Below are 25,836 nucleotides of genomic sequence, written 5' to 3'. Positions count from 1 at the left end.
TTGATCTTATGTGGTCAATCGTGTATAAAATGCGCCCTCTTTGTGCCTCGGGCGACGGCCATACGAGGCACATTAATGCTCGAGCGTTAAAAATTTGTTTTGGAGAAGATTGACATGTCAAGAGTATGCCAAGTAACTGGCAAGAAGCCAATGGTTGGTAACAACCGTTCGCACGCAAAAAACGCGACTCGTCGTCGTTTTTTACCTAACCTACAAAACCACCGTTTTTGGTTAGAAGAAGAAAAGCGTTTCGTACAATTACGTGTATCTACTAAAGGTATCCGTATTATCGACAAGAAAGGTATTGAAGTTGTTGTTGCTGAACTTCGTGCCCGTGGCGAGAAGGTATAATAGAAAATGGCTAAATCTAAAGGTAATCGTGAGAAGATCAAATTAGTATCTAGTGCTAAAACTGGTCACTTCTACACTACTGAAAAGAACAAGCGTAACATGCCTGAGAAAATGGAAATCAAGAAATTTGATCCAGTTATTCGTCAGCACGTTATCTATAAAGAAGCTAAAATCAAGTAATTGATTTTTGAATCTTAAAAAAGCCCCTTTATTGGGGCTTTTTTTATGCCCGCAGAAAATTAACCTATACTGATACACATCCTCAAATGCCTTTGATCTAGTCATAACACCCAAAATAGCTCGAATTTTACCAACAATGAATATGAAAAGGTTTGTGTCGTTTGACTGAGTAAAAGTGCGTAAAGCTATATTGACGTTAACATTTGACTAACTTTTTGGCTGTAATGAATTTTTCACACAAAAATGACAAAATATTTTTTGTTTAAAGTGAAATAAAATGCTTTTAAAGTGAATTAAAATGCAATAACATCGTGCGTTAATACAATATATTGGCTTGCTGGATGAATATGCTTGCAAGTCTTACTTAAACTGACCAACACCGAGGTGAATTTGCCTGTGAGAACCACTGAACTGGTTGATGGATTTCGTCATTCTGCTCCTTATGTTAATGCGCACAGAGGTAAAACGTTTGTCGTGATGTTAGGTGGCGAAGCATTAGCACATTCGCAATTTCGCGGCATTTTAAATGACGTTGCCTTGTTGCACTCGCTTGGGATTGAGGTGGTGTTAGTTTACGGCGCAAGGCCGCAAATTGATGCAGGATTAAAAGCTGCCGGTATTGAGCCTGTTTACCACAATGGTATCCGTATTACTGACGAAGAAAGCCTGAAGATTATTAAACAAGTTGCGGGTGCAACCCAGTTTGATATTACGGCAAGATTGTCGATGAGTTTGGGTAATACCCCAATGCAAAATGCGCAGATTAACGTGGTGAGTGGTAACTTTGTTATTGCCCAGCCGTTAGGTATCGATGACGGTGTCGATTTTTGTTTGAGTGGTAAGGTGCGTCGTATTGACGCGCAAGGGCTACGACGCCAGTTAGACAATAATGGTATTGTGTTAATGGGTCCTATTGCGGCTTCTGTTACGGGGGAGAGCTTTAACCTCACCGCTGAAGAGGTTGCCACTCAGGTAGCGATTAAACTTAAAGCAGACAAAATTATTGGCTTTAGTGACACTAACGGTCTCATCGGCAAACATGGAGAAGTCATTGCCGAACTCATGCCTGATGATATCGAAGAAATGCTTAAAACTATGTCTGAAGATGATCATACTTCTGTGGGTAAAATGGCGTTCTTAAGGGCCAGTGTTGAGGCTTGTCGTCGTGGTGTGCCACGTTGTCACTTAGTGAGTTATTTAGACGATGGCGCCTTACTACAGGAGTTATTCTCTCGCGAAGGTATTGGTACTCAAATTGTGACGCAAAGTGCAGAGCGCTTACGCCGAGCAACGATTGGCGATATTGGTGGTATTTTAAACTTAATTCGTCCATTGGAAGAGCAAGGTATTTTAGTACGTCGCTCTCGTGAGCAACTCGAAATGGAAATTGAGCAGTTTATGTTGGTCGAGCGCGATAACTTAGTCATTGGTTGTGCAGCACTGTATCCGTTTGAAGAAGACAATGCCGGCGAGTTTGCGTGTTTAGTGGTACATCCTGATTATCGTGATGCTGACCGTGGCAGTATTTTGTTGAATAACATTATTGGCCAAGCCCGAGTGCGGGGTTATTCGCGTTTGTTTGCATTAACGACTCGCAGTATTCATTGGTTTTTAGAACATGGCTTTAGTATTGTGGATGTTGAAGAGCTGCCTAATAAGAAAAAACAACTGTATAACTACCAGCGCCGTTCAAAAATTCTCGCGCTCGATTTATAAGCGTTTCGCACAATGAAAAATGCCGGTTATTCCGGCATTTTTTATGGCAAAATAAACCCATTCTTACTCTGCATTAAGAGACTGTATGAATGTTATTGAGTTAGCGCCACTGGATTCTGGAGCTATATATAGCTTTATTGCGCTATTGGTCGGTTTACTTGGTTTAACGGTATTTATTTTTGTAAAGCCCATCCCCAGCAACGCAAAATATTTAACCTTAGGGATTATGCTGCCATTAATGGGATTGTTTATATTTACGCTTTATCAATCATTTACCAGTACCATTTCGTGGGAAGACAAACAGTTGCAGGTCAATATTCCGCTGTATTCGAATGCGATTGAGATTAACCAAGTTGATTTTGCACAAGCGCGTATTGTTAACCTCATTGAAGAGCCTGAATACGCCGCTAAATGGCGCACAAATGGTTTGGGCTTGCCTGGGTATGCTCTGGGTTGGTTTTCATTAAATAATGGCGTTAAAGCCTTGCTGTCTGTCACCGATCCTGTGCAGGTGATTCTTTTACCAATTAGCCAAGATAGAGTGATTTTGGTTAGCGTAATCGATGCAAACGAAGCGCTAGCAAAGTTGCATGCTAGCGCACTGCCCAAAAAGCCTATCGATTAAACCTTCACTGCGGCCGCTTTTTTAGTGGCCACATGACGTCGCTGGCGTTGCAGTACCATGTCGCTAATAAATATCACCAGTGCACCCCAGATAAAGCAAAACGTGATGCCTTTTTCAATGTCAAAAGGCTCATTAAACAGTTTTACCGCAAGAATGAACATGATGCTTGGGCCAATGTATTGGAAGAAACCTAAAATAGAAAATGGAATTCTGACTGCAGATCCTGCAAAACATAAAAGAGGGATGGTAGTAACAATACCCGCGGCCACTAACAGTAAATTGAGGTTAAGGCTATTAGTTAACATGCTGACGGGTGAACTGTCTAACGTTACTAATAAGTAACCGAGTGCAACCGGTAATAAAATGGCAGTTTCAACCAGTAAGCCAGACTTTGCATCAATATTGACTTTTTTGCGCAGTAAACCATAAAAGCCAAAGCTTGCAGCAAGGGCGAAAGACACCAACGGAATGGAGCCAAACGAGATCAATTGCACCAGTACACCCACACTCGCTAATGTAACCGCAACCCATTGTAATTTACGTAAGCGTTCGCCGAGAAACACCATTCCTAACAATACGTTAAATAATGGGTTAATAAAATAGCCTAAGCTGGCATCCAACATGTGGTCGTTATTCACTGCCCAGATAAAAATAAGCCAGTTTGCGGCAATAAGGATAGAGGTAACAAACAGAATCAATAGCTGCTTGGGCTGCTTGAGTATTTGTCTTAGACGCGTGAATCCACCAATGAATTGCATTAACACAATCATAAAGATAAATGACCAAATCACACGGTGCATTAAAATGTCTGTGGCAGGGACTTGATGTAATAATTTGAAATATAAAGGGGCTACCCCCCAAATGGTATAAGCGCAAATCGCGAGGAACACCCCTTTGCGATATTCTAAATCAGGCATAATGGTCAACATTGGCAACAACGAAAGAGGGGCGATTGTAGGTCGCCCCCATGGATGACACAAGCGATTAAACGATTTGTTGTTTTGTTTGCCTGTCAGTTTTACGTGGCAATGCCGGTAACACCTCGCCGATAATGAATTAACCCACCATGTAAGTGCCTGTACCAAAAGCAATATGAGTACCTAACTCATTGTGTAGTTCCATTTTGCAAACTGATACCCGATTACCTGCGCGGATAACCGTGCCGGTACCGGTGAATATTTCACCGCGTCCTGGGCGTAAAAAATCGACGCGCATATCAATGGTGCCTAAAGTGGTTAAGCGCTGTTGTAACTCTTCAACTGTCCAGTCATCACGGCTGGCAACCAGCCCGGCGAACGCGGTCAAGCCACCCACGACATCGAGTAATGTGGCCGTTACGCCGCCATGAAGAATGTTTTGATGGATATTACCTATAAGTTCGGGTTTCATTTTTATCACAACTTCAACCCCATTGATGTCGTAATGTTTAATGTCTAGCCCGAGTAGATTATGAAAGGGTACGTGTTTATCAAAAATATCGGCAACCTGTTTTAAGGCTTGATCTTGAATCGATGAAGTCATGGGCAATCCTTGTCGTATTTAACCTGAGCTCGGGATAATAAACGCCTTTCAAACAGTCCTTTGCCCTGCTAACTGCGTTGAATCGACTTACAATAGGCTAGCTATTGACGCGTCAATTCGCCTTGTTAGCAGAACAAATGACAAGCTTGAAAGTGAGGATGAATAACATGTTGATTTTAAACAGTATAAGTTCATCCCTTATCCCGGGCTCAGGTTGATTTATTATTTTTGTATGTATTTTCAATGCGCATAGAGTATTTAATCTAACGCTAAAGTGAGCAATACTCAATCATCATTGGCGTGTTAAATGTGGCAATTGTACTTTGCTTCAAGACATCTGTGGCTGAGTGCTTTAAAATGACCATTCTTTAAATGACATCATAGTGTGAATGGATAATCTGACTTCGACGCCAAGCCCAACTCTTGATACTGCTACTGAGCAGGATGTGTTATCGACCAGTTTACAGCAGGTATTTGGTTATCGTGCCTTTCGTGAAGGGCAACGAGAAGTGATTGAGCACAGTTTACAGGGCCAAGACACCTTAGTGATTATGCCTACAGGTGGCGGCAAAAGTATGTGCTACCAGTTACCAGCTTTAGTGTTGCCGGGTGTGACAATAGTTGTGTCACCTTTGATTTCGTTAATGAAAGACCAAGTAGACAGTTTATTACAAAGCGGTGTAGCTGCTGCATATCTCAATTCATCGCTGCCGCGTGAGCAAAGTGCAGAAGTGCTTCGTAAACTACATGCTGGCGAGATAAAACTCTTGTATGTCTCGCCTGAACGCTTATTACGTCCAGACTTTATTGAGCGCTTACAATCGGTTGAATTGTCTATGTTTGCGGTAGATGAAGCTCACTGTATTAGTCAGTGGGGCCATGATTTTAGACCAGAATACGCAGCCCTTGGGCAGTTAAAAGCGTATTTTCCGTATATTCCGTTAATGGCATTAACTGCGACCGCAGATCAAGCGACACGACTCAGTATTTGTGAGCGTTTAAATATTGCTCCGTACACTTTATTATCGAGTTTTGATCGGCCAAATATTCGTTATACCGTGGCTGAAAAATTAAATGCAGCTAACCAGTTACGTCAGTTTGTCACCATACAAAATGGTGCCAGCGGCATTGTATATTGCAGTAGCCGTCGCCGGGTAGATGAAGTGGCAGAGCGTCTGCGTTTACAAGGTTTTAATGCGCAAGCATATCATGCAGGGATGAGCCAAGATGATCGCGCAGATGTACAAGACAAATTTTTGAAAGACCAAGTTGATATCGTTGTGGCTACGGTGGCTTTTGGTATGGGGATTAATAAATCGAATGTGCGTTTTGTGGTGCATTACGATATCCCTAAAAGCATTGAAGCGTATTATCAAGAAACTGGTCGTGCAGGCCGAGATGGCTTAGAGGCTGAAGCTTATATGTTGTTTGACCCTGCCGATATTGGCCGGGTAAGACATTTAATTGAGCAATCAGAACCTGGGCCTCAACAACAGGTTGAGTTTCATAAGCTACATACCATGGCCGCTTTTGCAGAAGCACAAACTTGTCGTCGACAAGTGTTACTGCATTATTTTGATGAAGCCGCATCTGAGCCTTGTGGTAACTGCGATATTTGTTTGGATCCACCTAAACGCTATGATGGTACCGAAGATGCGCAAAAAGTGTTGTCGTGTATTTATCGTTTACAACAGAGATTTGGTATTCATCAAGTGATTGATGTACTGAGAGGATCTAAAGCCGCAAATGTAGTTGATAGAGGCCATGACAAGCTAACCACTTGGGGGATTGGCGCAGATAAATCAACAGAGTATTGGCTCAGTGTCATCCGCCAGTTAATCCATTTAGGCTTAGTTAGCCAGGATATTACCCGTGGTTCATCGATTAAGTTAAATCCGGCGGCAAGGCCGGTATTAAAGGCCGAATTATCGTTAATGTTGGCTGAACCGCGCATTCAGCTCATTGATGTAAAACGTAAAACTAACCCTCGTGCACCGCAACAATATGACAGAAAACTGTTTGCGCGCTTGAAGTTGTTACGTCGCGAATTAGCAGAGCAGCATGATATCCCACCTTACTTAGTCTTTAACGATGCCACTCTGGCAGAGATGTCGGCCATGCTCCCAACTAGCCCTGGTGAAATGCTGGCGGTAAATGGTGTTGGCCAAATTAAACTCGACCGATTTGGTGGCGAGTTTTTAGATGAGATCAGTGATTATCTGACAAAAAGCTAGTGCTAGGTCTAGCCGGTTATTTGTCAGAATAATAATGTTGGGCTAAGTTTACTGGTTTTCTTGTGGTTTCATTTTACTTAATTGGTTTAATACCGCCTTTTTCATTAGCCCTTCAAATGTATCTAGCTGCTGTAAACTGGCAACTCCAATGTAAGTTTTCGTATCTGATGGCCATAGATTTAATACCGTTTCTATTTGGTGTACTACGCGCGTAGCGCCAATGGCTGAGGTGTGCGGCAAGATAATAATGAGCTCATCAAGATTATGCCGGAACAGTTGGTCTTGCTCTCTTAGGGTTAGCTGTAACTGCTGCAGTAAATTAGGTACATCGACTTGACGAATATGGTTGATATTTATTAATAACAAGCTTAATTGGTAGTGACCTTGTTTGGCATTATTAAGCATGGCAGTAATGATCTGTGATTGGCTTTGCTCTTTTGAGTCATCAGGAGTGTGTAGCGGTTTTCTTCTTAAAAATAGCACTAAACCGACAGATAATAAGAGGATAATCAATGCGGCAATAGACAGGCTTTGATTAATATTATTGGTCGTTGGTTTCTCATCTATGCTTGGTTCATTTTGAGCCGATAACCTGGCTTTATATTGCATAAAATGGGCATTGTTTAATTTGTTGTTGGCTTGTTTTGCTGCGTTAAAACGCTGTATTTGATAATGGTATGCCGACTCAAATTGTTGCTTACCGGCATAGTATTCGCTGATGATTTGATTAAACTCTTCAAGGTCTGAATACTGCTTAAGTTCAGTCGCTTGTTCGATAATCTCATTGAGAAGCGTTAATGCTTGATTGTCTTTATCTTGGGCAAAATAGACCTTTGCTAGGGTGCGTTTTATGCGCATCACATATATAGGTTCTTGATATTTAGTAAATAGCTCTATACTAAATAGGGCTTTTTGCTGTGCTAAATCGTAATTACCAATATTCAAATATATAATTGCTAGCAGTGCTGAGAAGTTAGCAGAGTCTCTTTCAGAATTTAGATTTGTGCTATATTGTTCTATTTTTTTAAGATAAAACAATACTTTGCCTCTATCATTTAGAGCTATATGGATTAGTGCTAAGTTTGCAGTAACGGTGACTTTAGTTTTTCCAAATGAAGAAATGTCGCTGTATGAGTCCTCTGAAAAATGAAGTGCCTCTTCAAAATCGCCCATTGAAAAAAAGACATTAGATATTTCTGCCTGCAGATATGACTTGGGTAATAAATACCATGGTTGAAATTGCTGCTCCGCTTCATCATAAATATCAAGACCTATTCGCAAGTCTTCAATTGATTGATTGTAGTTTTCGAGGCTAGTGTTTTGTCGACTGCGTAAATATAAACTACCGATAATCGCTTGTTTTTCAGAGTACCGTTTAGCCAAGCGTAAAGCTTCTTCTGTGAGCAGCTGTTCTTGCAAAGTATTGCCAAGGCTTTGATAAGCAGTGGCGCCACATTGCATAAAGTAAGGGCGAGCCGCATCGTATTTTAATTCTTTGGCGGCTGACTCACCTTGGGTCGATAAAGTGATTGCTTGGTCGAAATGACCAAACTCTAATAAATTAAAACAGCGTAATAAACGTAAACGAAGGGTCTGCACATCAGATAAGGGCTGCTCTAGGCTTTGTTGCTCAAGTCCTTCAATCAGTATTTTTGCTTGCTCGGAACGTTGTGTATTGATGTCGTGAATCACATCTAACTGTTCATTTACACTAAGTTGTTGAGTGTTGCTTACAACGTCTTGTGCTATCAAAAATGCTTGCGATACTTGAGCTGTCACAGGTGATGCCAGAGAAACAATCAATAATCCTAAAACAAAGCCAAACATTCGACTTAATTTATTCTCACTTGTGTTTCTCGATCGTGTCATCGTTAATATCTACTCATATTGGGTTGCTGGCAGTATACGATTTTTTAAAACATGTTACATAAATATATAATCGATGCAGCGACTTATGTGCGCGAATTTTGATCTAGCTCATTGGTTTAATATTATTCATGCGAGGTATACTTTGTGGCCTATTGAACGAGGATTTTAAGTGACAACAGCTGTCATGAGGTACTAGTACATCGTAATCTTGCTCAAGTTAATCAATTTAAGGTTGACAGCGGAGGCTGGTCGCGTTAAATATTACTCATAGAGATAATTTATACAGAATATCTATTTACTAAAAGTGAATATTGAAGCCATGAATACACAATCAACTTTACTCGGACTCCTTCTCCTCTCTGGCATAAGCTGCGCGGAGTCCTTTGTGTTACATGCAAAATAAGTCAATAAGCATACACAAACCCCGCGCTAATAGTCGCGGGGTTTTTTGTTTTTAGCCCTTTTGAAACGAGCCAGTTGTGATGTTTGCAGTTAGGTGAAATACATACAAGATGGTCGATGGAGAAATTCGATGTCCAACAGAGTCATAATTTTTGATACTACCTTACGTGATGGTGAGCAAGCATTAGCAGCCAGTTTAACCGTAAAAGAGAAGCTACAAATTGCGTTGGCTCTAGAGCGTTTGGGTGTTGATGTGATGGAAGTGGGTTTCCCTGTGTCATCTCCTGGTGATTTCCATTCGGTGCAGACCATTGCAAAAACCATTAAAAACAGCCGTGTGTGTGCCTTGTCTCGCGCATTAGAAAAAGACATTGATGCCGCCGCGCAAGCTTTGTCTGTGGCTGAACAGTTTCGTATTCATACCTTTATTTCAACATCAACCATTCATGTTGAAAGTAAGCTAAAGCGCACGTTTGACGATGTGTTAGACATGGCCGTTGGCGCGGTAAAATACGCCAGACGCTTTACTGACGATGTTGAGTTTTCATGTGAAGATGCTGGCCGTACGCCAATTGATAATTTGTGCCGAATGGTTGAAGCAGCAATTAAAGCCGGTGCTCGCACCATTAATATCCCTGATACTGTCGGTTACACAGTACCAAGTGAGTTTGGTGGCATTATTCAAACGCTTTTCAACCGCGTGCCTAATATCGACCAAGCTGTGATTTCAGTGCATTGTCATGATGACTTAGGCTTGTCTGTGGCTAACTCGATTGCTGCAGTCGAAATGGGCGCACGCCAAATAGAATGTACCATTAATGGCATTGGCGAGCGTGCGGGTAACTGTTCATTAGAAGAAATCGCAATGATTTTAGCAACGCGCAAAGGGTTGTTAGATTTAGACACTGGCATCAACGCAAAAGAAATTCACCGTACATCGTCGTTAGTGAGTCAGCTTTGTAATATGCCAATTCAAGCAAACAAAGCGATTGTTGGCACAAATGCATTTTCGCATTCGTCAGGTATCCACCAGGACGGCATGCTAAAAGCCAAAAACACTTACGAGATTATGACACCAGAAAGCATTGGCCTAAACCGTAATAACCTAAACATGACTTCTCGTTCTGGTCGCCATGTAATCAAACATCGTATGGAAGAAATGGGTTATCAGCTTGGTGATTACGATATGGACAGCTTGTATGAGCAATTTTTAACTCTTGCAGACAAAAAAGGCCAGGTGTTTGACTATGACCTTGAAGCCTTAGTGTATATGGAGTCACAAGCTCAAGATGATGACCAATATAAATTACAACATTTGATGGTGCATTCAGACTCTACCGAAGGCGTAGCGACGGCGACAGTGCGCATTGCGGTTGATGGCAAAGACTTTACTGAAGCGGCAACGGGCAATGGTCCTGTTGATGCGGCTTATAACGCCATTGCGCGTGCTACTCAACGTCAAATTAATATTACTAACTACAAACTGGGTGCTAAAGGCGAAGGCCAAAATGCGCTAGGTCAGGTTGATATTACCGCAAAATATAATGAACAAATGTTCCACGGCGTCGGTTTAGCCACAGACGTTGTAGAAGCATCAGCCCAAGCACTCGTGCATGTGATGAACCTAGTGTACCGCGCAGATAAAGTGGCTGATTTTAAACAACAGATCCATAAAGAAAGGGAGTTAGGCGGCGTATGAGTTATCAAATAGCAGTTTTGTCGGGTGATGGTATTGGTCCTGAAGTGATGGCAGAAGCACGTAAAGTGCTCAGCGCAGTAGAAACACGCTTTGGGCTAGACATTAGCTACAGCGAATATGATGTTGGCGGTATTGCCATTGATAACCATGGTTGTCCATTACCTGACTCTACCTTAAAAGGCTGTGAAGCAGCCGATGCCATTTTATTTGGTAGTGTTGGCGGCCCTAAATGGGAACACTTACCGCCTAATGACCAGCCTGAACGTGGTGCATTATTGCCATTACGTGGCCACTTTGAATTATTTTGTAATTTACGCCCAGCCAAATTGCACGATGGGTTAGAACATATGTCGCCATTGCGCAGTGACATTTCAGCCCGTGGGTTTGATGTGTTGTGTGTGCGTGAGTTAACCGGTGGTATTTACTTTGGTAAGCCAAAAGGGCGTCAAGGTGAAGGTGATAGCGAAGAAGCATTTGATACCATGCGCTATAGTCGCCGTGAGATCAGCCGTATTGCTCGCATTGCATTTGAAGCCGCACGTGGCCGTAAAAATAAAGTCACCTCGGTAGACAAAGCCAACGTGTTAGCCTGCTCAGTATTATGGCGTCAAGTGGTTGAGGAGGTTGCTAAAGATTTTCCAGATGTCACCTTAGAGCACATTTATATTGATAACGCGACTATGCAGTTGCTGCGTCGTCCTGACGAGTTTGACGTGATGTTATGTTCAAATTTATTTGGCGATATTTTGTCAGATGAAATCGCTATGTTAACCGGCTCAATGGGCTTGTTATCGTCAGCCAGTATGAACAGCACAGGCTTTGGTTTGTTTGAGCCCGCAGGCGGCAGCGCGCCAGATATTGCCGGCCAAGGTATTGCTAACCCTGTAGCACAAATTTTATCAGCGGCATTAATGTTACGTCATAGCTTAAAGCAAGAAGAAGCTGCCAGCGCCATCGAGCGCGCAGTCACTAAAGCGTTATCAAGTGGTTATTTAACCGGTGAGTTATTAGCGGCAGATAAGCGTAGCGACGCTAAGTCGACAGCACAAATGGGTGATTTTATTGCTCAAGCAATTCAGGAAGGTGTGTAATGGCCCAGGTAACAGGTAAAACCCTATACGAAAAAGTGTGGGATGCGCATATTGTAGCGAGCCCAGAAGGTGAAGCACCAATAGTCTATGTTGACCGTCATTTAGTGCATGAAGTGACATCGCCTCAAGCATTTAGTGGCTTAAAAGTGGCTGGACGTCAATTACGTGCACCACAAAAAACCTTTGCCACCATGGATCATAACACCTCAACGCGCAGTGCGAGCTTAGATGCGTTAAGCCCAATGGCGCGTACGCAAGTTGAAACCCTAGCGCAAAACTGTAAAGACTTTGGCGTACGCTTATACGACATTCACCACCCAAACCAGGGTATTGTCCATGTTATGGGGCCTGAGTTAGGTATTACCCTTCCAGGTGCTGTAATTGTATGTGGCGACTCGCATACTGCGACTCACGGCGCATTTGGTGCATTGGCATTTGGTATTGGTACATCAGAAGTTGAGCACGTGCTTGCCACCCAAACACTGCGTCAACTTAAAGCTAAAACCATGAAGATTGAAGTGCGCGGTCAAGTGACAGATGGCGTTACCGCGAAAGATATCGTACTTGCCATTATCGGCAAGCTTGGTATGGATGGTGGTACAGGTTATGTGGTTGAGTTTTGTGGTCAAGCCATTGAAGCATTAAGCATGGAAGGTCGCATGACCTTATGTAATATGGCCATCGAAATGGGTGCCAAAGCCGGTATGGTTGCTCCAGATCAAACCACCTTTGATTACCTAAAAGGCCGTGAATTTGCGCCAAAAGATGCCGTATGGGAACAAGCTGTTGCAGCGTGGTCACAGCTTAAAACCGATGCCGATGCCGTATTTGATGCTGAAGTGGTATTAGATGCTAAAGACATTGCTCCGCAGTTAACTTGGGGGACCAACCCTGGTCAAGTTGTGGCGATTGACGGTGTGGTACCTAACCCTGAACAAGAATCTAATTTGATTAACCAATCTAGTATGATTAAAGCATTAGATTACATTGGTTTAACGCCTGGTACCAAAATGACTGATATCAGCATTAATAAGGTGTTTATTGGGTCTTGCACCAATTCTCGTATTGAAGATTTACGCTCTGCTGCTGTGCATGCCAAAAACCGTAAGGTGGCTGATGGTGTTGTGGCGATTGTGGTACCGGGTTCTGGCCAGGTAAAAATTCAGGCAGAAGCGGAAGGCTTAGATAAAATCTTTATCGAAGCGGGCTTTGAATGGCGCTTACCTGGATGCTCAATGTGCTTGGCGATGAACGATGATCGTTTAGAAGCAGGCGATCGTTGCGCATCAACTAGTAATCGTAACTTTGAAGGTCGTCAAGGTCGTGGTAGCCGCACACATTTAGTGAGCCCTGCCATGGCTGCAGCCGCTGCCATTGCCGGTCATTTCGTCGATATTCGTCAACCATACTAAACCGAGATAGGAGAGACACATGCAAGCATTTACTGCCCATACCGGTTTAGCGGTAGCCATCGACAGTACCAATATTGACACCGATCAGATTATTCCTAAACAGTTTTTATCTAAAGTAACCCGTGACGGCTTTGGAGTGCATTTATTTCATGACTGGCGTTATTTAGATGATGCCGGCGATCAGCCTAACCCTGAATTTGCGTTAAATAAGCCGCGCTATAAAGGGGCGTCGATTTTATTAGCCCAAGAAAACTTTGGTTGTGGTTCATCGCGAGAACATGCGCCGTGGGCGTTAGCTGACTTTGGTTTAAGAGTGATTATTGCGCCGACATTTGCTGATATTTTTTATGGCAACTCGATCAATAATGGTTTATTACCCGTTAAATTGCCTGCAGAGCAAGTGCAACAATTGATGGATGAAGTCGCGGCCACTGAAGGCGCGCAAATTACCGTCGACTTACAAGCTTTAACGGTAATGTCACCTTCTGGTGAAGTGTTTAGCTTTAGTTTGGCTGAGTCAGCAAGGCATAAATTGTTAAATGGACTTGATGCGATTGGCTTAACCTTGTCATTTGAACAAGACATTAGTGATTATGAAGCTCAAATACCGCAATGGTATGCATAATCATTTGTGAATATTGAGTGATTAATGACTCAATCGCTGTTGGATTGATGGTGTATAAAACCTCTTTTTGCTAACAAAAAGAGGTTTTTTTATTTTTATTTGTAAATTAATTAATGTAACGAAATTGCTAAATGATTGATTTTAAATCGACAATGCTAAAGTTAGTTGTTACATCAAAGCTCACTCGTGTTTCATCTTGTTGCGTGTAAGGTAATGTTTTTTATGTTGAAAGTAAGATGTTAGTCAATTTGTTGCTTGATTGAGCGCACACTTATATTTTTTTTCAGCTCAAATCGATCTCGTAAATGACAAATGTTGCACTGGATCACAGTTTCAATCTGCACATTTCAATGCCTCACTTGTCCCTTCACCTAGTTGCAAAGCCATTTTGGATCAGTACACTTATGCGCTCATTTAAGTCGAACTTTTGCTCTATTGAAGCCGATTTAAGCGGGATGAATCTACAGCACAGAGAATGATAATGAAAAAAACAGTGTTAACATTGGCCATTAGTGCCATTGTCTTTGGGGCAACAACTCAAGTCAACGCAGCAGGTTTTCAACTTGCCGAATCTTCAGCTACCGGTTTAGGTCGTGCATTTGCGGGTGAAGCCGCCATAGCAGATAACGCCTCAACTCAAGCGCGTAACCCAGCAATGCTATCTTACCTCGAAGGCCGTCAGCTTTCTGCAGGTGGGGTTTATGTTATGCCTGATATTGATGTACTGGGCGACGTTAGCATTGAATCTTCATTACTGGGATCAGATGCTATTGTCATTGACGCTAACGCGATTGATGTAGCAGACGATGCTCTGATACCGAACTTTTATTACTCTAATCAATTAAACGATCAATGGACCTGGGGTCTTGCGGTTAACTCAAACTATGGTTTAGCGACTGAGATAGATTCAACCAGCGCCGCGGCTATTTTTGGTAATCACACCTCTATCACCACAGTGGAGTTTAATCCAAACATTGCTTATCGTATCGACGATGAATTTACTGTGGGAGCGGGCCTGCGTATTGTCTATGGTGAAGGTGAAATTAGCGCGACAACACCATCTTGGATTGATGCGGTTAAAGCCAACCCGAACGTACCTGAAAGCATTGCAGAGCAGTTACCTGCAGCTGGTACTGAGTTAAAATCAATGGAAGGTGATGACATTAGTTACGGCTGGAAAGCGGGTGCAAGTTGGCAGATTAATAAGCATCACCGTATCGGATTAGCTTATCACAGTGGTGTGGAGTTAGAGCTTGATGGTAGCGCTGCAGGTGTGAGTTATGACGGTGGCCAAGATATTGAAATTGATGGTTACTTACCGATTGAAATCCCCGCTTTTGCTGAACTGGCTTCTTATCATCAATTGACCGATAACTGGGCAATGCACGGTAGCGTAAACTGGACTGAATGGAGCGTGTTTGATCAGCTTGTGGCATACTTTCCTGGTGATGTAAAACCAACTGGCGATCTTGAGTCAGATGTTGTCAAAGAAGAGAACTTTAAAGACAACTGGCGCTATTCGATTGGTAGCACATACACTGTGAATGATCAGTGGACATTACGTGCCGGTGTCGCACTTGATAAAACTGCAGTAGACGATGAACACCGTACAACTACGATTCCTGACTCTGACCGTTTATGGTTTAGCATGGGTACCGGCTATCAAGTCACTAAAAATTTGAATGTTGACCTTGCTGTGACTTATATCCGCATGCACGGTGATGCACCAATCACTGAAACTCAGGATCTATTGGGTTTAGCTTCCGTTGGGTATAGTGGTGAAGCGACAGGCCATATATGGTTAACAGGTTTACAGGTTAGCTATAAAATGTAATCTGCTTGGTGTTTGAACCAAGGATTTTTAAATAAGCCCCGCATTTTGTGGGGCTTTGTTATTATTGGCCGTTGAATCAGTCTAATTAGGCAAAGCAATTGTCATTTTTGTTAAACTCAGACGATTACATCTAGTTTATATGTCGATGTAGCATGCCATACTGGGTCAGTTAAGTAGAAAACCGTACAAAAATAATCATCAAAAAATGATATAGGAAATCAGATGGTTGCTAAAAAATATATTGTCGCGTTAGACCAAGGCACAACCAGTTCTCGTGCAATTGTGTTTGATCACCAGGTCAATATTGTTGCCGTTGCACAGCGAGAGTTTACGCAACATTATCCTCAAGCGGGCTGGGTTGAACATGACCCAATGGAGATTTGGTCATCGCAAAGTTCAGTGTTAGTCGAGGTGCTCACTCGAGCTGGTATTGGCCGTCAAGATGTTGCAGCTATTGGCATTACCAATCAACGCGAAACCACTATTGTTTGGAATAAACACACAGGTAAGCCAGTATACAATGCGATTGTGTGGCAATGCCGTCGTAGCCAGGGTATTTGCCAGCGACTAAAAGCGCAAGGCGCTGAATATATGGTACGTCAAAAAACGGGGCTGGTATTAGATCCGTATTTTTCAGCATCTAAAATTAAATGGATTTTAGACAATGTTGAAGGTGCGCGTGAGCTCGCCGAAGCGGGTGATTTGTTATTTGGCACTGTAGACAGCTGGTTAGTGTGGAAGCTTACCCAGGGCGAAGTGCACGTCACCGAACCAACCAATGCATCCCGCACGATGTTATTCAATATTCACACTCAAGAGTGGGACAAAGAACTGCTGGAGTTATTTGATATTCCCCTCACCATGCTGCCAGAGGTTAAACCGTCGTGCGCCATATACGGTTATACCGAACTTGCTGGTAACCATGTGCCAGTTGCTGGTATGGCAGGGGATCAACAATCGGCGTTATTCGGTCAACTCTGTATTGAACCCGGTATGGCTAAAAATACATATGGTACAGGGTGCTTCTTATTGATGAATACGGGCGACAAAGCAGTAGAGTCGACCCATGGATTATTAACCACAGTGGCCATCGGTGCAGATGCTAAAGTCAATTACGCACTAGAAGGTTCGGTCTTTATGGGCGGTGCGGTAATTCAGTGGCTGCGAGACGAATTAGGCTTAATTACAGATGCGTGTGACACGCAATACTTTGCCGAAAAAGTGGATGATACTAACGGCGTGTATTTAGTCCCCGCTTTTGTTGGATTAGGTGCGCCATATTGGGATGCAGATGCTCGTGGAGCGATTATTGGTCTGACTCGTGGTGCTAACCGAAATCATATTATTCGTGCTGCTCTTGAGGCGATTGCTTACCAATCTCGCGACGTACTTGATGCGATGAGTAAAGATTCGGATGTGCCATTAACCGAAATTCGAGTCGACGGTGGCGCGGTGTCAAATGACTTTTTAATGCAGTTTCAAGCCGATATTACAGGGGCGAAAGTCATTCGTCCTTCAATGACAGAAACCACTGGTATGGGAGCGGCATTTTTAGCGGGTTTAGCCGTTGGTGTGTGGGGATCTACTGATGAGTTAAAATCGATGTTATCGACGGAGCGTGAATTTATTTCCACGATGGATCATAACCACAGAGCTGAGATTTACGCTGGCTGGAAGCAAGCAGTATTGCAAGTTAGTCCTAACAGTAACCCGCAATAATCATTACCCTTTCACTATACCTCAATATCAATATGCTGACTGGCGGTTTCTCCACGAGTGGAGAAGCGCTCGTCAGTAGCCATTCTTCTTAAGCGACTGCCGGTGTTTTTCTTGTCATCTATAGTGCGTAATTTTGAACGACGTTCTTTACGTACTAATGTTTTTTTGTGGATGACAGGTTTGTGGGTAATATGTGGCGGTAACTGTGATTGTGGTGCTTCATGACTGTCAGCACTTATCGCACTAGTCCTATTTACCTGCTCAACAATTCGACGATGCTCACTGACGGCACGCACAGGCCTAGCGAGCATGGCATAAATGCTATCAATACTCATGTCGCGCCCTCCTGTGCAGATAAAAAGATTAGGTATATACCACTAATTATACTTGTTATCGGCACCTTGCGGTTAAAATTTAATCATAATTCATCTTGGTCTTATTGATGTGAGTCATGATGAGCCATTCACAGTAAAACAGCTTTGAAAGATCAACAGGCGCTATTATCGGCATTAAGAATAATTAACTGTGATTACAAGCTGAATTGATAAAATGCCTGCCCTTGACGTTGAGAGGGACAGATATGGTGCTGTCAGGAAATTGTTACTGTAGCTGGGCTAATATCGTTTTTCGACGTTAATACCATAGGCATTTTAGAGGGGTGGTATTGTTACCAAGCATAAAATTGATACCCTGTAAGTACTTGATATCAACCATATGAGAATATTTTTTTAACCACTTTTGTCGATCAAGATCGATAATTTGTGAGTTTTAATCTGGAGAAGTCCCTTACTAACAGGCTAATAATTCAATCTAAAGGTGGAGTATTTAGATAATTAACACACTTTAATCAAAAGAACCTCGGTTATTTTCGTTGATAAAATGAGCGTTATGTCTCTGGTTTAACTCATTTACCCTGATTTTTAGCTGTTTTTTACAGACGGCTTTGTCATTCCTCCTGCTTGAGATCAATTTGCTGCTAACCCGCTTGGCGTCTGGATTTAATATATCTGTCCATCCCTTGACAACACTTGCCTTGAGTCCCTAAACTTAGCATTTGTGGGAAAAAGTGGATCATTGTGGATCAAATGCTAACAAAAAGGGTGTAATAAAGTGTTTCGAGGTGCCAGTGCTATTAACATGGACGCTAAAGGACGGATCGCAATTCCTGCGAGATACCGTGACGCGTTGCGTGTGGAGCATGCCGGTACAGTGATTATTACCGTTGACATTAATGCCGCCTGTTTGTTGATTTACCCATTGCACGAGTGGGAGCAGATTGAAGCAAAGCTGAGATTACTCTCTGATACCGATCCACTTGAACGCTCCTTTAAACGAAAATTACTGGGTCACGCACAAGACTGTGAACTAGACAGCCACGGGCGCATTGTGGTCCCACCGGCTTTACGAAGTTTTGCCAGCTTAGAAAAGAAAACCATGCTGGTGGGCTTACTGAATAAATTTGAACTGTGGGAAGAGTCAGCTTGGCAGCAACAAATGGATGATGGCAATGAGCTTATCCATAGCCAAGATTTAGCCAGCAATGAACGTCTGGCACATTTTTCACTGTAGCGACCAATAAGGTTAATAAAACCAATGAGCCAAGAGTTTGCCCATTTATCTGTATTACTGAATGAGACTGTAGAGGGTCTCAATATCCAAAGTGATGGCATCTATATTGATGGCACATTTGGTCGTGGTGGACATTCTCGTCATGTATTAAGTCATTTAGGTGCTAATGGCCGTTTGATTGCCATTGATCGCGATCCACAAGCGATTGAAGCCGCTAAACAGTTTGCCGACGACTCACGTTTTCAAATTGTGCACGGTGGTTTTGGTCAGTTAGCGCAGTACGTTGAAGAGCTCGGGCTTACTGGCAAAATTAACGGTGTGTTACTTGATTTAGGGGTGTCGTCACCACAGTTAGACGATGCCGAGCGTGGCTTTAGCTTTTTACGCGATGGCCCGTTAGACATGCGCATGGACAATAGCCAAGGTCAAACAGCAGCACAGTGGATTGCCCGTGCAGAAATAGAAGACATGGCATGGGTGTTTAAAACCTATGGCGAAGAAAAAAATTCACGACATATTGCCCGTTGTATTGCAGCCGATCGTGAAAAAACACCATTTTTACGCACCAAAGATTTAGCCGATTTAATTGCGCGTATTACTAAAAACAAAGAGCGTAATAAACATCCTGCGACTCGGGTATTTCAGGCTATTCGAATTTATATCAATAGCGAACTAGAGCAAATTGATCAAGCACTTGAAGGCGCGTTAACGGTACTCGCGCCACAAGGACGTTTGTCAGTTATCAGCTTTCATTCATTAGAAGATCGCATGGTGAAGCGTTTTATTCGTCGCCATAGCCAAGGTGAAAGTGTCCCGCATGGGTTGCCCATCACAGAAGCTGAGATCAATAAATCACGCAAGTTAAAAGCTGTTGGCAAAGCAATGAAGCCTTCGGAAGCAGAATTAGAACAAAATCCACGTGCCCGCAGCTCGGTGTTACGAGTTGCTGAGCGCTTAGATTATTAAAGACCGAGGATAATGTGAGCCAATCACCATTAAGTTTACCTCGGATTGTGTTGCTCGACCTTTGGCATCATAAATGGATTGTGTTGCTGGGTTTGATCGTGGTCGCCAATGGCATTGTGGTGGTTTACACCAGCCATGTAACACGGCAGTTGACCTCTCAATGGGATCAATTACTGCAAGAGCAAGACAGACTAGACATTGAATGGCGCAACTTATTATTAGAAGAACAATCGCAGTCTGAACACAGTCGTGTGACGCGAATGGCAACAAAAGAACTTAATATGGCTCGACCACTTCCTAAAGAGGAAGTCATTATTCGAGTTCAGTGAGCATAGGGACTATGGCGAGACAAGCAAAACGAAAACTGAATCACGAACTGATACCATGGCGTTTATACGTTGTGGTTGGCTTCGTTTTGTTGTTATTTTGCAGCCTGATTGCTCGCGCCGCCTATATTCAAATTATTGAGCCTGACAAACTACGCCACGAAAGCGATATGCGCACCTTACGTACCACCAGTAATCAGGTGCAGCGTGGTTTAATTACCGATCGTAACGGTGACATGTTAGCGGTCAGTGTGCCGGTTCGTGCTGTCTGGGCCGACCCTAAACATGCATTTGATCAAGATGCGTTTAAAGATATGCGTCGTTGGCAAGCGCTTGCTGATGTTTTACAAGAGCCAGTCGATAAGCTGGTTCGTAAAGTAAAAGGCAACCCCAAAAAGCGTTTTGTGTATTTAAAGCGTCAAGTGACTCCAGCCGTAGCGGATTATATTGAGCAGCTTAAAATTGGCGGCATTTATCTTAAATCAGAATCTCGTCGTTACTATCCCACCGGTGAAATTGCAGCTCAACTTATTGGTATTACTAATATTGATGACGTAGGTATTGAGGGCATTGAAAATACCTACAACACTTGGCTTACTGGCACACCCTCAAAACAAAAAGTACGAAAGTCGCGCGACGGTAGTGTTGTTGAGCGTTTAGATATGGTGCAAGAGGGCGAAAGCTCAAATGATCTGGTATTAAGTATCGACCAACGTATTCAACAGTTAGCGTACCGTGAGCTCAAACGAGCCACTGAAATGTATCAAGCGACATCAGGCTCAGTTGTAGTAATTGACGTTAACACGGGTGAGGTTTTAGCGATGGCCAATACGCCATCTTATAATCCAAACTCTCGCGATAACCTTCAAACTCACCGCATGCGTAATCGCGCATTAACCGACACTTTTGAACCCGGCTCTACTGTAAAACCGTTTGTGGTTGCTGCAGCTTTAGAAGCGGGTACGGTGAAATCCAATGAATTAATTCAAACCTCGCCCGGTTGGATGCGAATTGGTGGTCGTCAGGTGCGCGACTCTAATAATTATGGCGACATGTCGCTGGCAAAAATTCTCGTAAAATCAAGTAACGTAGGCATCAGTAAATTGGCGTTATCTATGCCAGTTCAGCAATTGTTGGGTACCTATCAGTCAATGGGGTTAGGGAACTATTCGGGCATTAATTTAACTGGCGAAAGCGCGGGGTTAATTCATGACCGCAACCGCTGGTCTGACTTTGAACGTGCCACCTTATCATTTGGTTATGGCTTTACCGCAACACCACTGCAAATTGCGCGAATGTACGCCACACTCGGCAGCGGTGGCATGTTATACCCGGTGTCGATTTTAAAACTGAGACAAGCCCCTAAAGGTGAACAAGTTATTTCACCTCAAGTGGCTCATGACGTGATGGAAATGTTAGTCGGCGTCACTGAAACCGGCGGCACAGCCAGAAAGGCTCATATTGACGGTTATCCCGTAGCGGGTAAAACCGGTACTAGCCGTAAGGCGGTAGCGGGTGGTTATGGTGATGATTATGTTGGATTATTTGCCGGTGTTGCGCCCGTTCATAACCCTCGCTTAGCGATTTCTGTGGTGATTAACGAACCTAAAGGCGACAAATATTACGGTGGCGATGTTGCAGGTCCTGCATTTGCCAAAATTATGTCTGGGGCATTGCAAATGCTGAATGTTGAGCCAATTTCAGAGCGAGAGGCTATCCATTTAGCCACTGCGCAAGGAGCGCAGCATGATGTTATTAAATGATCTTCTAGCACCCTGGTTTCATTACGCAGGGGCAGAGTCGATAAACGATTTAACCCTTGATAGCCGCAGTGTTAGCAAGGGCAGTTTATTTGTCGCGCTACCGGGTCATAAAGTGGATGGTCGCCAGTATATTGCGCAAGCCATTGATGCAGGCGCCGCTGCAATATTAATTCATACTGATAATCCTGAACAACATGGTGTTGTTGATGCACAACAATACTCAGTGCCCGTGGTGTATTTTTTCCAACTAGGCCGACAGTTATCTGCCGTAGCAGCACAGTTTTATGCAACTCATACCCATTCGCTGGCATTAATTGGTGTTACGGGCACTAACGGTAAAACCTCAGTTAGCCAAATCATTGCACAAATTGTGCATTTGCTCGGACACCAAGCTGCCGTTATGGGCACATTAGGAAATGGTGTATGGGGGCAATTGGTCGACAGTGGTAATACAACGGCTGATGCCATTACCGTAATGAAGCAATTAGCCGAGTTTAATGCACAAGGGGTAGAAGTGTGTGCCATGGAAGTATCGAGCCATGGTCTAGTACAAGGTCGTGTAGAGGCCGCTCCCTTCGAAACGGCAATATTTACCAATTTAAGCCGCGATCACCTTGATTATCATGGTGATATGGATGCCTATGCGGCAGCAAAGAAACGCTTATTTCATTTTCCTAGCTTAAAACACGGTGTCATTAACATCGATGATGCCACAGGTGCTAAGTGGTTTGCTGAGCTCGCTAATCGTCAGATTAAATCGTTCAGTACTCAAGGCGATACCAGAGCCGATTTTTATTGTATCGATGTTCAATACCATGATTCAGGCGTGAGTGCTGTGTTGCATTACCCAGCACTAAATGGCCAAAGCAGCTTATCGGCCAATATTGAATCACCCTTATTGGGCGCGTTTAATTTATCAAATGTAGTCGCAGCCATTGCAGCTTTGTATTTGCAAGGCTTGTCGATGACCGCGATGCTCGCGGTGATGCCAAATTTGGTGCCAGTAGCGGGTAGAATGGAGCGTTTTTCTGCTGCTAATAAAGCCACTCTGGTGGTTGATTATGCACATACGCCAGATGCCATTGAGCAAGCACTTAAAGCATTGCGCGTACACTGCCAAGGCACCTTATGGTGTGTATTTGGTTGCGGCGGTGATCGTGACAAAGGTAAGCGCCCATTAATGGCACAAGCCGCAGAGGCATTTGCAGACAAGGTGATGATCACTAGCGACAATGCGCGCAGCGAAGACCCTCAAACCATTATCGATGATATTTTACAAGGCATCAGCCAACCTAATAATGTGCTAACACATGTTGACCGTATTGAAGCTATTACCCGTGTAGCAGCATTAGCACAAGCAGATGACATTGTATTGCTTGCAGGTAAAGGGCATGAAACCTATCAAGAAGTTGCAGGCAAACGCATCGATTATGATGAACGCGCTTTAGCACTCGCTTTGTCTAAGGGCGCAGTATGATTAGTTTATCGCTTGCTCAACTTGCTGAGCACTTACAAGGTCAATTGCACGGTAACGCTCAAGCTATCTCGGCGGTAAGTACCGATAGCCGTAAGATAGACACAAAGTGTTTATTTGTTGCGTTAAAAGGTGAGCGTTTCGATGGCCATGATTTTGCCAAAACGGCGGTTGATAATGGTGCGGTAGCCTTGCTTGTCGATCATGTTTTACCTTTTGATGTCGCGCAAATTGTGGTTGCAGACACGCAAAAAGCCATGGGCAACATTGGCGCGCTTGTGCGTCAACATGTTAAGCCCATTAGTGTCGCTTTGACGGGGTCAAACGGCAAAACCAGCGTGAAAGAAATGGTGGCGACGATTTTATCGCAGTATCACCAAGTGTTATTTACCGCCGGTAATTTTAATAATGAAATTGGTGTGCCTTTAACGCTGTTGCGCTTAACTCAAGGTGATGAATACGGCGTGTTTGAGCTCGGTGCCAACCACAGCGGTGAAATCGATTACACCTCATCATTAGTGCAACCGCAAGTGGCATTAGTGAACAATATTGGTAGTGCTCATCTTGAAGGCTTTGGCTCATTAGATGGCGTTGCACAAGCAAAATCAGAAATTTTTAATCATTTAGCCAAAGATGGCACTGCAATTATTAACGCAGATGATCAATATGCTGAGTTTATGTTGCAACGCTCTAAAGGGCACAAGCAATTACGTTTTTCTCGCCAAGCAGACATCAATGCGGAAGTGAAAGCGAATGCGATTGAAGCTGATGAGAATGGCTGTTGTCGCTTTACTTTAACCTACAACAACCAACACGCAGAGGTGCAGTTACCGCTTGCTGGCTTACATCAGGTGAGCAATGCATTAGCGGCCGCATCTATGTGTATTGCGCTAAATGTCCCGCTGAATGTTATCGCACAAGGGGTTGCATTACTGCAACCCGTTAAAGGGCGTATGCAACCGCATAAGCTCGGGCGCATGCTGTTAATTGACGACAGTTATAACGCAAATCCCACTTCTGTCAGTGCGGCAATCAATTGGTTGCAACAACGTGATGGTTATCGTTGTTTAGTGCTGGGAGATTTGGGCGAATTAGGCGACAATGCTGCCCCTTTGCACGCCAGCGTTGGATTGCAGGCGAAAAATGCAGCAATAGACAGTTTATTTTGTTGCGGCCAACTCTCGGCCCATACCAGCGAGGCATTTGGTAGTAAGCATTTTTCAGCACAAGACAAATTGATTGTCGCATTACAACAACACCTTAAAGATGTTGAAGGCAATGTGACTATTTTAGTTAAAGGTTCTCGCAGCGCTGCTATGGAGCGGGTTGTCGACAGTTTATTGAATGCCTTTGGGCGTGGGGAGTTAGTGTAGATGCTGGTTTATCTAGCCGAGTATTTAACCCAGTTTTATAGCGGGTTTAACGTTTTTTCGTATGTAACGTTCCGGGCTATTTTGGGCTTGTTGACTGCATTAGTGTTTAGTTTGTGGTGGGGCCCAATTTTAATTAAGCGTCTGCAAATGCTCCAGATTGGTCAAGTTGTGCGTGATGACGGCCCTGAGTCGCATTTTAGTAAACGTGGCACGCCGACAATGGGCGGTATTTTAATCCTGGCAGGTATTTTTATTAGTGTGCTGCTGTGGGGTGATTTGTCTAATCGTTATGTATTGGTGACGTTGTTTGTTTTAGGCAGTTTTGGCGCGATTGGCTTTATTGATGATTACCGTAAAGTCGTTAAAAAAGATTCTAAAGGACTCATAGCACGTTGGAAATATGCGTTGCAATCCATCGCAGCAATCGTCGTGGCCGTGTTTTTATACAGCTCGTCGACTATGGGCGGAGAAACGCAGCTTGTGGTGCCATTCTTTAAAGATGTTATGCCACAACTTGGCTTTATGTTTATTTTACTGGCTTACTTCACCATTGTCGGTGCCAGTAATGCAGTAAATTTAACTGATGGTTTAGATGGTTTGGCTATTATGCCGACCGTGATGGTGGCTGCCGCGTTTGCATTAATTGCTTATTTATCCGGGCATGCGCAATTTGCCAGTTACTTGCACCTGCCACATTTACCGTTAGCTGGTGAGCTGGTGATTGTGTGTACTGCTATGGTCGGTGCTGGTTTAGGCTTTCTATGGTTTAACACATACCCTGCACAAGTGTTTATGGGCGATGTAGGCTCATTGGCATTAGGTGCTGCATTAGGCGTTATTGCTATTTTAGTTCGCCAAGAAATTTTGTTAGTGATTATGGGCGGCGTATTTGTAATGGAGACTGTGTCAGTGATCTTACAGGTCGGTTCATACAAACTACGTGGGCAACGTATTTTCCGCATGGCCCCTATTCACCATCATTATGAGTTAAAAGGATGGCCAGAGCCGCGCGTTATTGTTCGGTTTTGGATTATCTCATTGTTTTTAGTGTTATTAGGTCTTGCGACTCTAAAACTACGCTAAGCAA

22 protein-coding genes are annotated in these 25,836 nt (G+C 43.4%); 18 read left to right on the top strand and 4 right to left on the bottom strand.

The features are described from left to right. Nucleotides 1-114 precede the first annotated feature (114 nt). The 4 genes from rpmB to IEY48_RS09145 all read left to right on the top strand — a co-directional run bounded on the left by rpmB (nucleotide 115) and on the right by IEY48_RS09145 (nucleotide 2,872). Nucleotides 115-351 (top strand): 50S ribosomal protein L28, encoded by a 237-nt coding sequence (gene rpmB / locus IEY48_RS09160; protein WP_160054466.1) that lies wholly within the window; start codon nucleotides 115-117, stop codon nucleotides 349-351. Between the two features lie 6 nt (nucleotides 352-357). Then, nucleotides 358-531, top strand: coding sequence for a 50S ribosomal protein L33 (gene rpmG / locus IEY48_RS09155; RefSeq protein WP_055025224.1), 174 nt, complete (start codon nucleotides 358-360; stop codon nucleotides 529-531). A 396-nt stretch (nucleotides 532-927) separates the two neighbouring features. After that, nucleotides 928-2,247 (top strand): amino-acid N-acetyltransferase, encoded by a 1,320-nt coding sequence (argA, locus tag IEY48_RS09150; RefSeq protein ID WP_188919568.1) that lies wholly within the window; start codon nucleotides 928-930, stop codon nucleotides 2,245-2,247. Between the two features lie 85 nt (nucleotides 2,248-2,332). Next, complete coding sequence (locus IEY48_RS09145) at nucleotides 2,333-2,872, top strand: PH domain-containing protein (protein WP_188919509.1); 540 nt, start codon at nucleotides 2,333-2,335, stop codon at nucleotides 2,870-2,872. Here IEY48_RS09145 and rarD read toward each other — a convergent pair. Both rarD and IEY48_RS09135 read right to left on the bottom strand, forming a co-directional pair. After that, complete coding sequence (rarD, locus tag IEY48_RS09140; protein ID WP_188919507.1) at nucleotides 2,869-3,789, bottom strand: EamA family transporter RarD; 921 nt, start codon at nucleotides 3,787-3,789, stop codon at nucleotides 2,869-2,871. The two genes, IEY48_RS09145 and rarD, sit on opposite strands and share 4 nt — an antisense overlap. Before the next feature lie 139 nt (nucleotides 3,790-3,928). Continuing rightward, entirely contained in the window at nucleotides 3,929-4,393 is a 465-nt protein-coding gene (locus IEY48_RS09135; protein WP_188919505.1) for a thioesterase family protein, read from the bottom strand. A gap of 389 nt (nucleotides 4,394-4,782) precedes the next feature. Between IEY48_RS09135 and recQ the strand changes: the two genes are divergently transcribed. Next, a complete protein-coding gene (gene recQ, locus IEY48_RS09130; protein ID WP_188919503.1) occupies nucleotides 4,783-6,627 on the top strand; it encodes a DNA helicase RecQ in 1,845 nt (614 codons plus the stop codon). A gap of 48 nt (nucleotides 6,628-6,675) precedes the next feature. Here the strand turns inward: recQ and IEY48_RS09125 are convergent, their stop codons facing one another. Further along, complete coding sequence (locus tag IEY48_RS09125; RefSeq protein WP_188919501.1) at nucleotides 6,676-8,406, bottom strand: tetratricopeptide repeat-containing diguanylate cyclase; 1,731 nt, start codon at nucleotides 8,404-8,406, stop codon at nucleotides 6,676-6,678. Between the two features lie 622 nt (nucleotides 8,407-9,028). On the opposite strand from IEY48_RS09125, the gene leuA reads away from it, so the two are divergent. From leuA to glpK, 6 genes are all read left to right on the top strand, one after another. Then, nucleotides 9,029-10,597, top strand: coding sequence for a 2-isopropylmalate synthase (gene leuA, locus IEY48_RS09120; RefSeq protein WP_188919499.1), 1,569 nt, complete (start codon nucleotides 9,029-9,031; stop codon nucleotides 10,595-10,597). After that, nucleotides 10,594-11,688 (top strand): 3-isopropylmalate dehydrogenase, encoded by a 1,095-nt coding sequence (gene leuB / locus IEY48_RS09115; RefSeq protein ID WP_188919496.1) that lies wholly within the window; start codon nucleotides 10,594-10,596, stop codon nucleotides 11,686-11,688. The genes leuA and leuB overlap by 4 nt, the downstream gene beginning before the upstream one ends. Then, entirely contained in the window at nucleotides 11,688-13,100 is a 1,413-nt protein-coding gene (gene leuC / locus IEY48_RS09110) for a 3-isopropylmalate dehydratase large subunit (protein WP_188919494.1), read from the top strand. The genes leuB and leuC overlap by 1 nt, the downstream gene beginning before the upstream one ends. 19 nt (nucleotides 13,101-13,119) lie before the next feature. Next, nucleotides 13,120-13,725 (top strand): 3-isopropylmalate dehydratase small subunit, encoded by a 606-nt coding sequence (leuD, locus tag IEY48_RS09105; RefSeq protein WP_188919491.1) that lies wholly within the window; start codon nucleotides 13,120-13,122, stop codon nucleotides 13,723-13,725. 481 nt (nucleotides 13,726-14,206) lie between these two features. After that, entirely contained in the window at nucleotides 14,207-15,559 is a 1,353-nt protein-coding gene (locus IEY48_RS09100; protein WP_188919489.1) for an outer membrane protein transport protein, read from the top strand. Nucleotides 15,560-15,781: 222 nt separating this feature from the next. After that, on the top strand, nucleotides 15,782-17,278 hold the full coding sequence (gene glpK, locus IEY48_RS09095) for a glycerol kinase GlpK (RefSeq protein WP_188919487.1): 1,497 nt from the start codon (nucleotides 15,782-15,784) through the stop codon (nucleotides 17,276-17,278). 14 nt (nucleotides 17,279-17,292) lie between these two features. Here the strand turns inward: glpK and IEY48_RS09090 are convergent, their stop codons facing one another. Beyond that, the gene (locus tag IEY48_RS09090) at nucleotides 17,293-17,613 is read right to left on the bottom strand and encodes a hypothetical protein (RefSeq protein ID WP_188919485.1); all 321 of its coding nucleotides are present in this window, start codon (nucleotides 17,611-17,613) and stop codon (nucleotides 17,293-17,295) included. Nucleotides 17,614-18,388: 775 nt separating this feature from the next. Here IEY48_RS09090 and mraZ point away from each other — a divergent pair. From mraZ to mraY, 7 genes are read left to right on the top strand one after another with little or no spacing between them, the layout of a single operon-like run. Further along, on the top strand, nucleotides 18,389-18,847 hold the full coding sequence (gene mraZ / locus IEY48_RS09085) for a division/cell wall cluster transcriptional repressor MraZ (RefSeq protein WP_188919483.1): 459 nt from the start codon (nucleotides 18,389-18,391) through the stop codon (nucleotides 18,845-18,847). 24 nt (nucleotides 18,848-18,871) lie between these two features. Continuing rightward, the gene (rsmH, locus tag IEY48_RS09080; RefSeq protein WP_188919481.1) at nucleotides 18,872-19,813 is read left to right on the top strand and encodes a 16S rRNA (cytosine(1402)-N(4))-methyltransferase RsmH; all 942 of its coding nucleotides are present in this window, start codon (nucleotides 18,872-18,874) and stop codon (nucleotides 19,811-19,813) included. 14 nt (nucleotides 19,814-19,827) lie between these two features. Beyond that, complete coding sequence (gene ftsL, locus IEY48_RS09075; protein WP_188919479.1) at nucleotides 19,828-20,142, top strand: cell division protein FtsL; 315 nt, start codon at nucleotides 19,828-19,830, stop codon at nucleotides 20,140-20,142. Between the two features lie 11 nt (nucleotides 20,143-20,153). After that, nucleotides 20,154-21,902 carry a penicillin-binding transpeptidase domain-containing protein gene (locus IEY48_RS09070; protein WP_188919477.1) on the top strand — a complete coding sequence of 583 codons (1,749 nt, stop codon included), beginning with the start codon at nucleotides 20,154-20,156 and terminating at the stop codon, nucleotides 21,900-21,902. Then, nucleotides 21,886-23,379, top strand: a complete 1,494-nt coding sequence (murE, locus tag IEY48_RS09065; RefSeq protein ID WP_188919475.1) for a UDP-N-acetylmuramoyl-L-alanyl-D-glutamate--2,6-diaminopimelate ligase — start codon at nucleotides 21,886-21,888, stop codon at nucleotides 23,377-23,379. Before IEY48_RS09070 ends, murE begins: the two co-directional genes overlap by 17 nt. Beyond that, nucleotides 23,376-24,749 (top strand): UDP-N-acetylmuramoyl-tripeptide--D-alanyl-D-alanine ligase, encoded by a 1,374-nt coding sequence (locus IEY48_RS09060; protein WP_188919473.1) that lies wholly within the window; start codon nucleotides 23,376-23,378, stop codon nucleotides 24,747-24,749. Before murE ends, IEY48_RS09060 begins: the two co-directional genes overlap by 4 nt. Next, entirely contained in the window at nucleotides 24,750-25,832 is a 1,083-nt protein-coding gene (gene mraY / locus IEY48_RS09055) for a phospho-N-acetylmuramoyl-pentapeptide-transferase (RefSeq protein WP_188919471.1), read from the top strand. Nucleotides 25,833-25,836: the final 4 nt, after the last annotated feature.

Source organism: Shewanella saliphila (assembly GCF_014648295.1).
GTDB classification, from domain to species: domain Bacteria; phylum Pseudomonadota; class Gammaproteobacteria; order Enterobacterales; family Shewanellaceae; genus Shewanella; species Shewanella saliphila.
The sequence above is the reverse complement of the archived record's forward strand: the minus strand, read 5'-3'. Positions and strand labels throughout refer to the sequence as shown.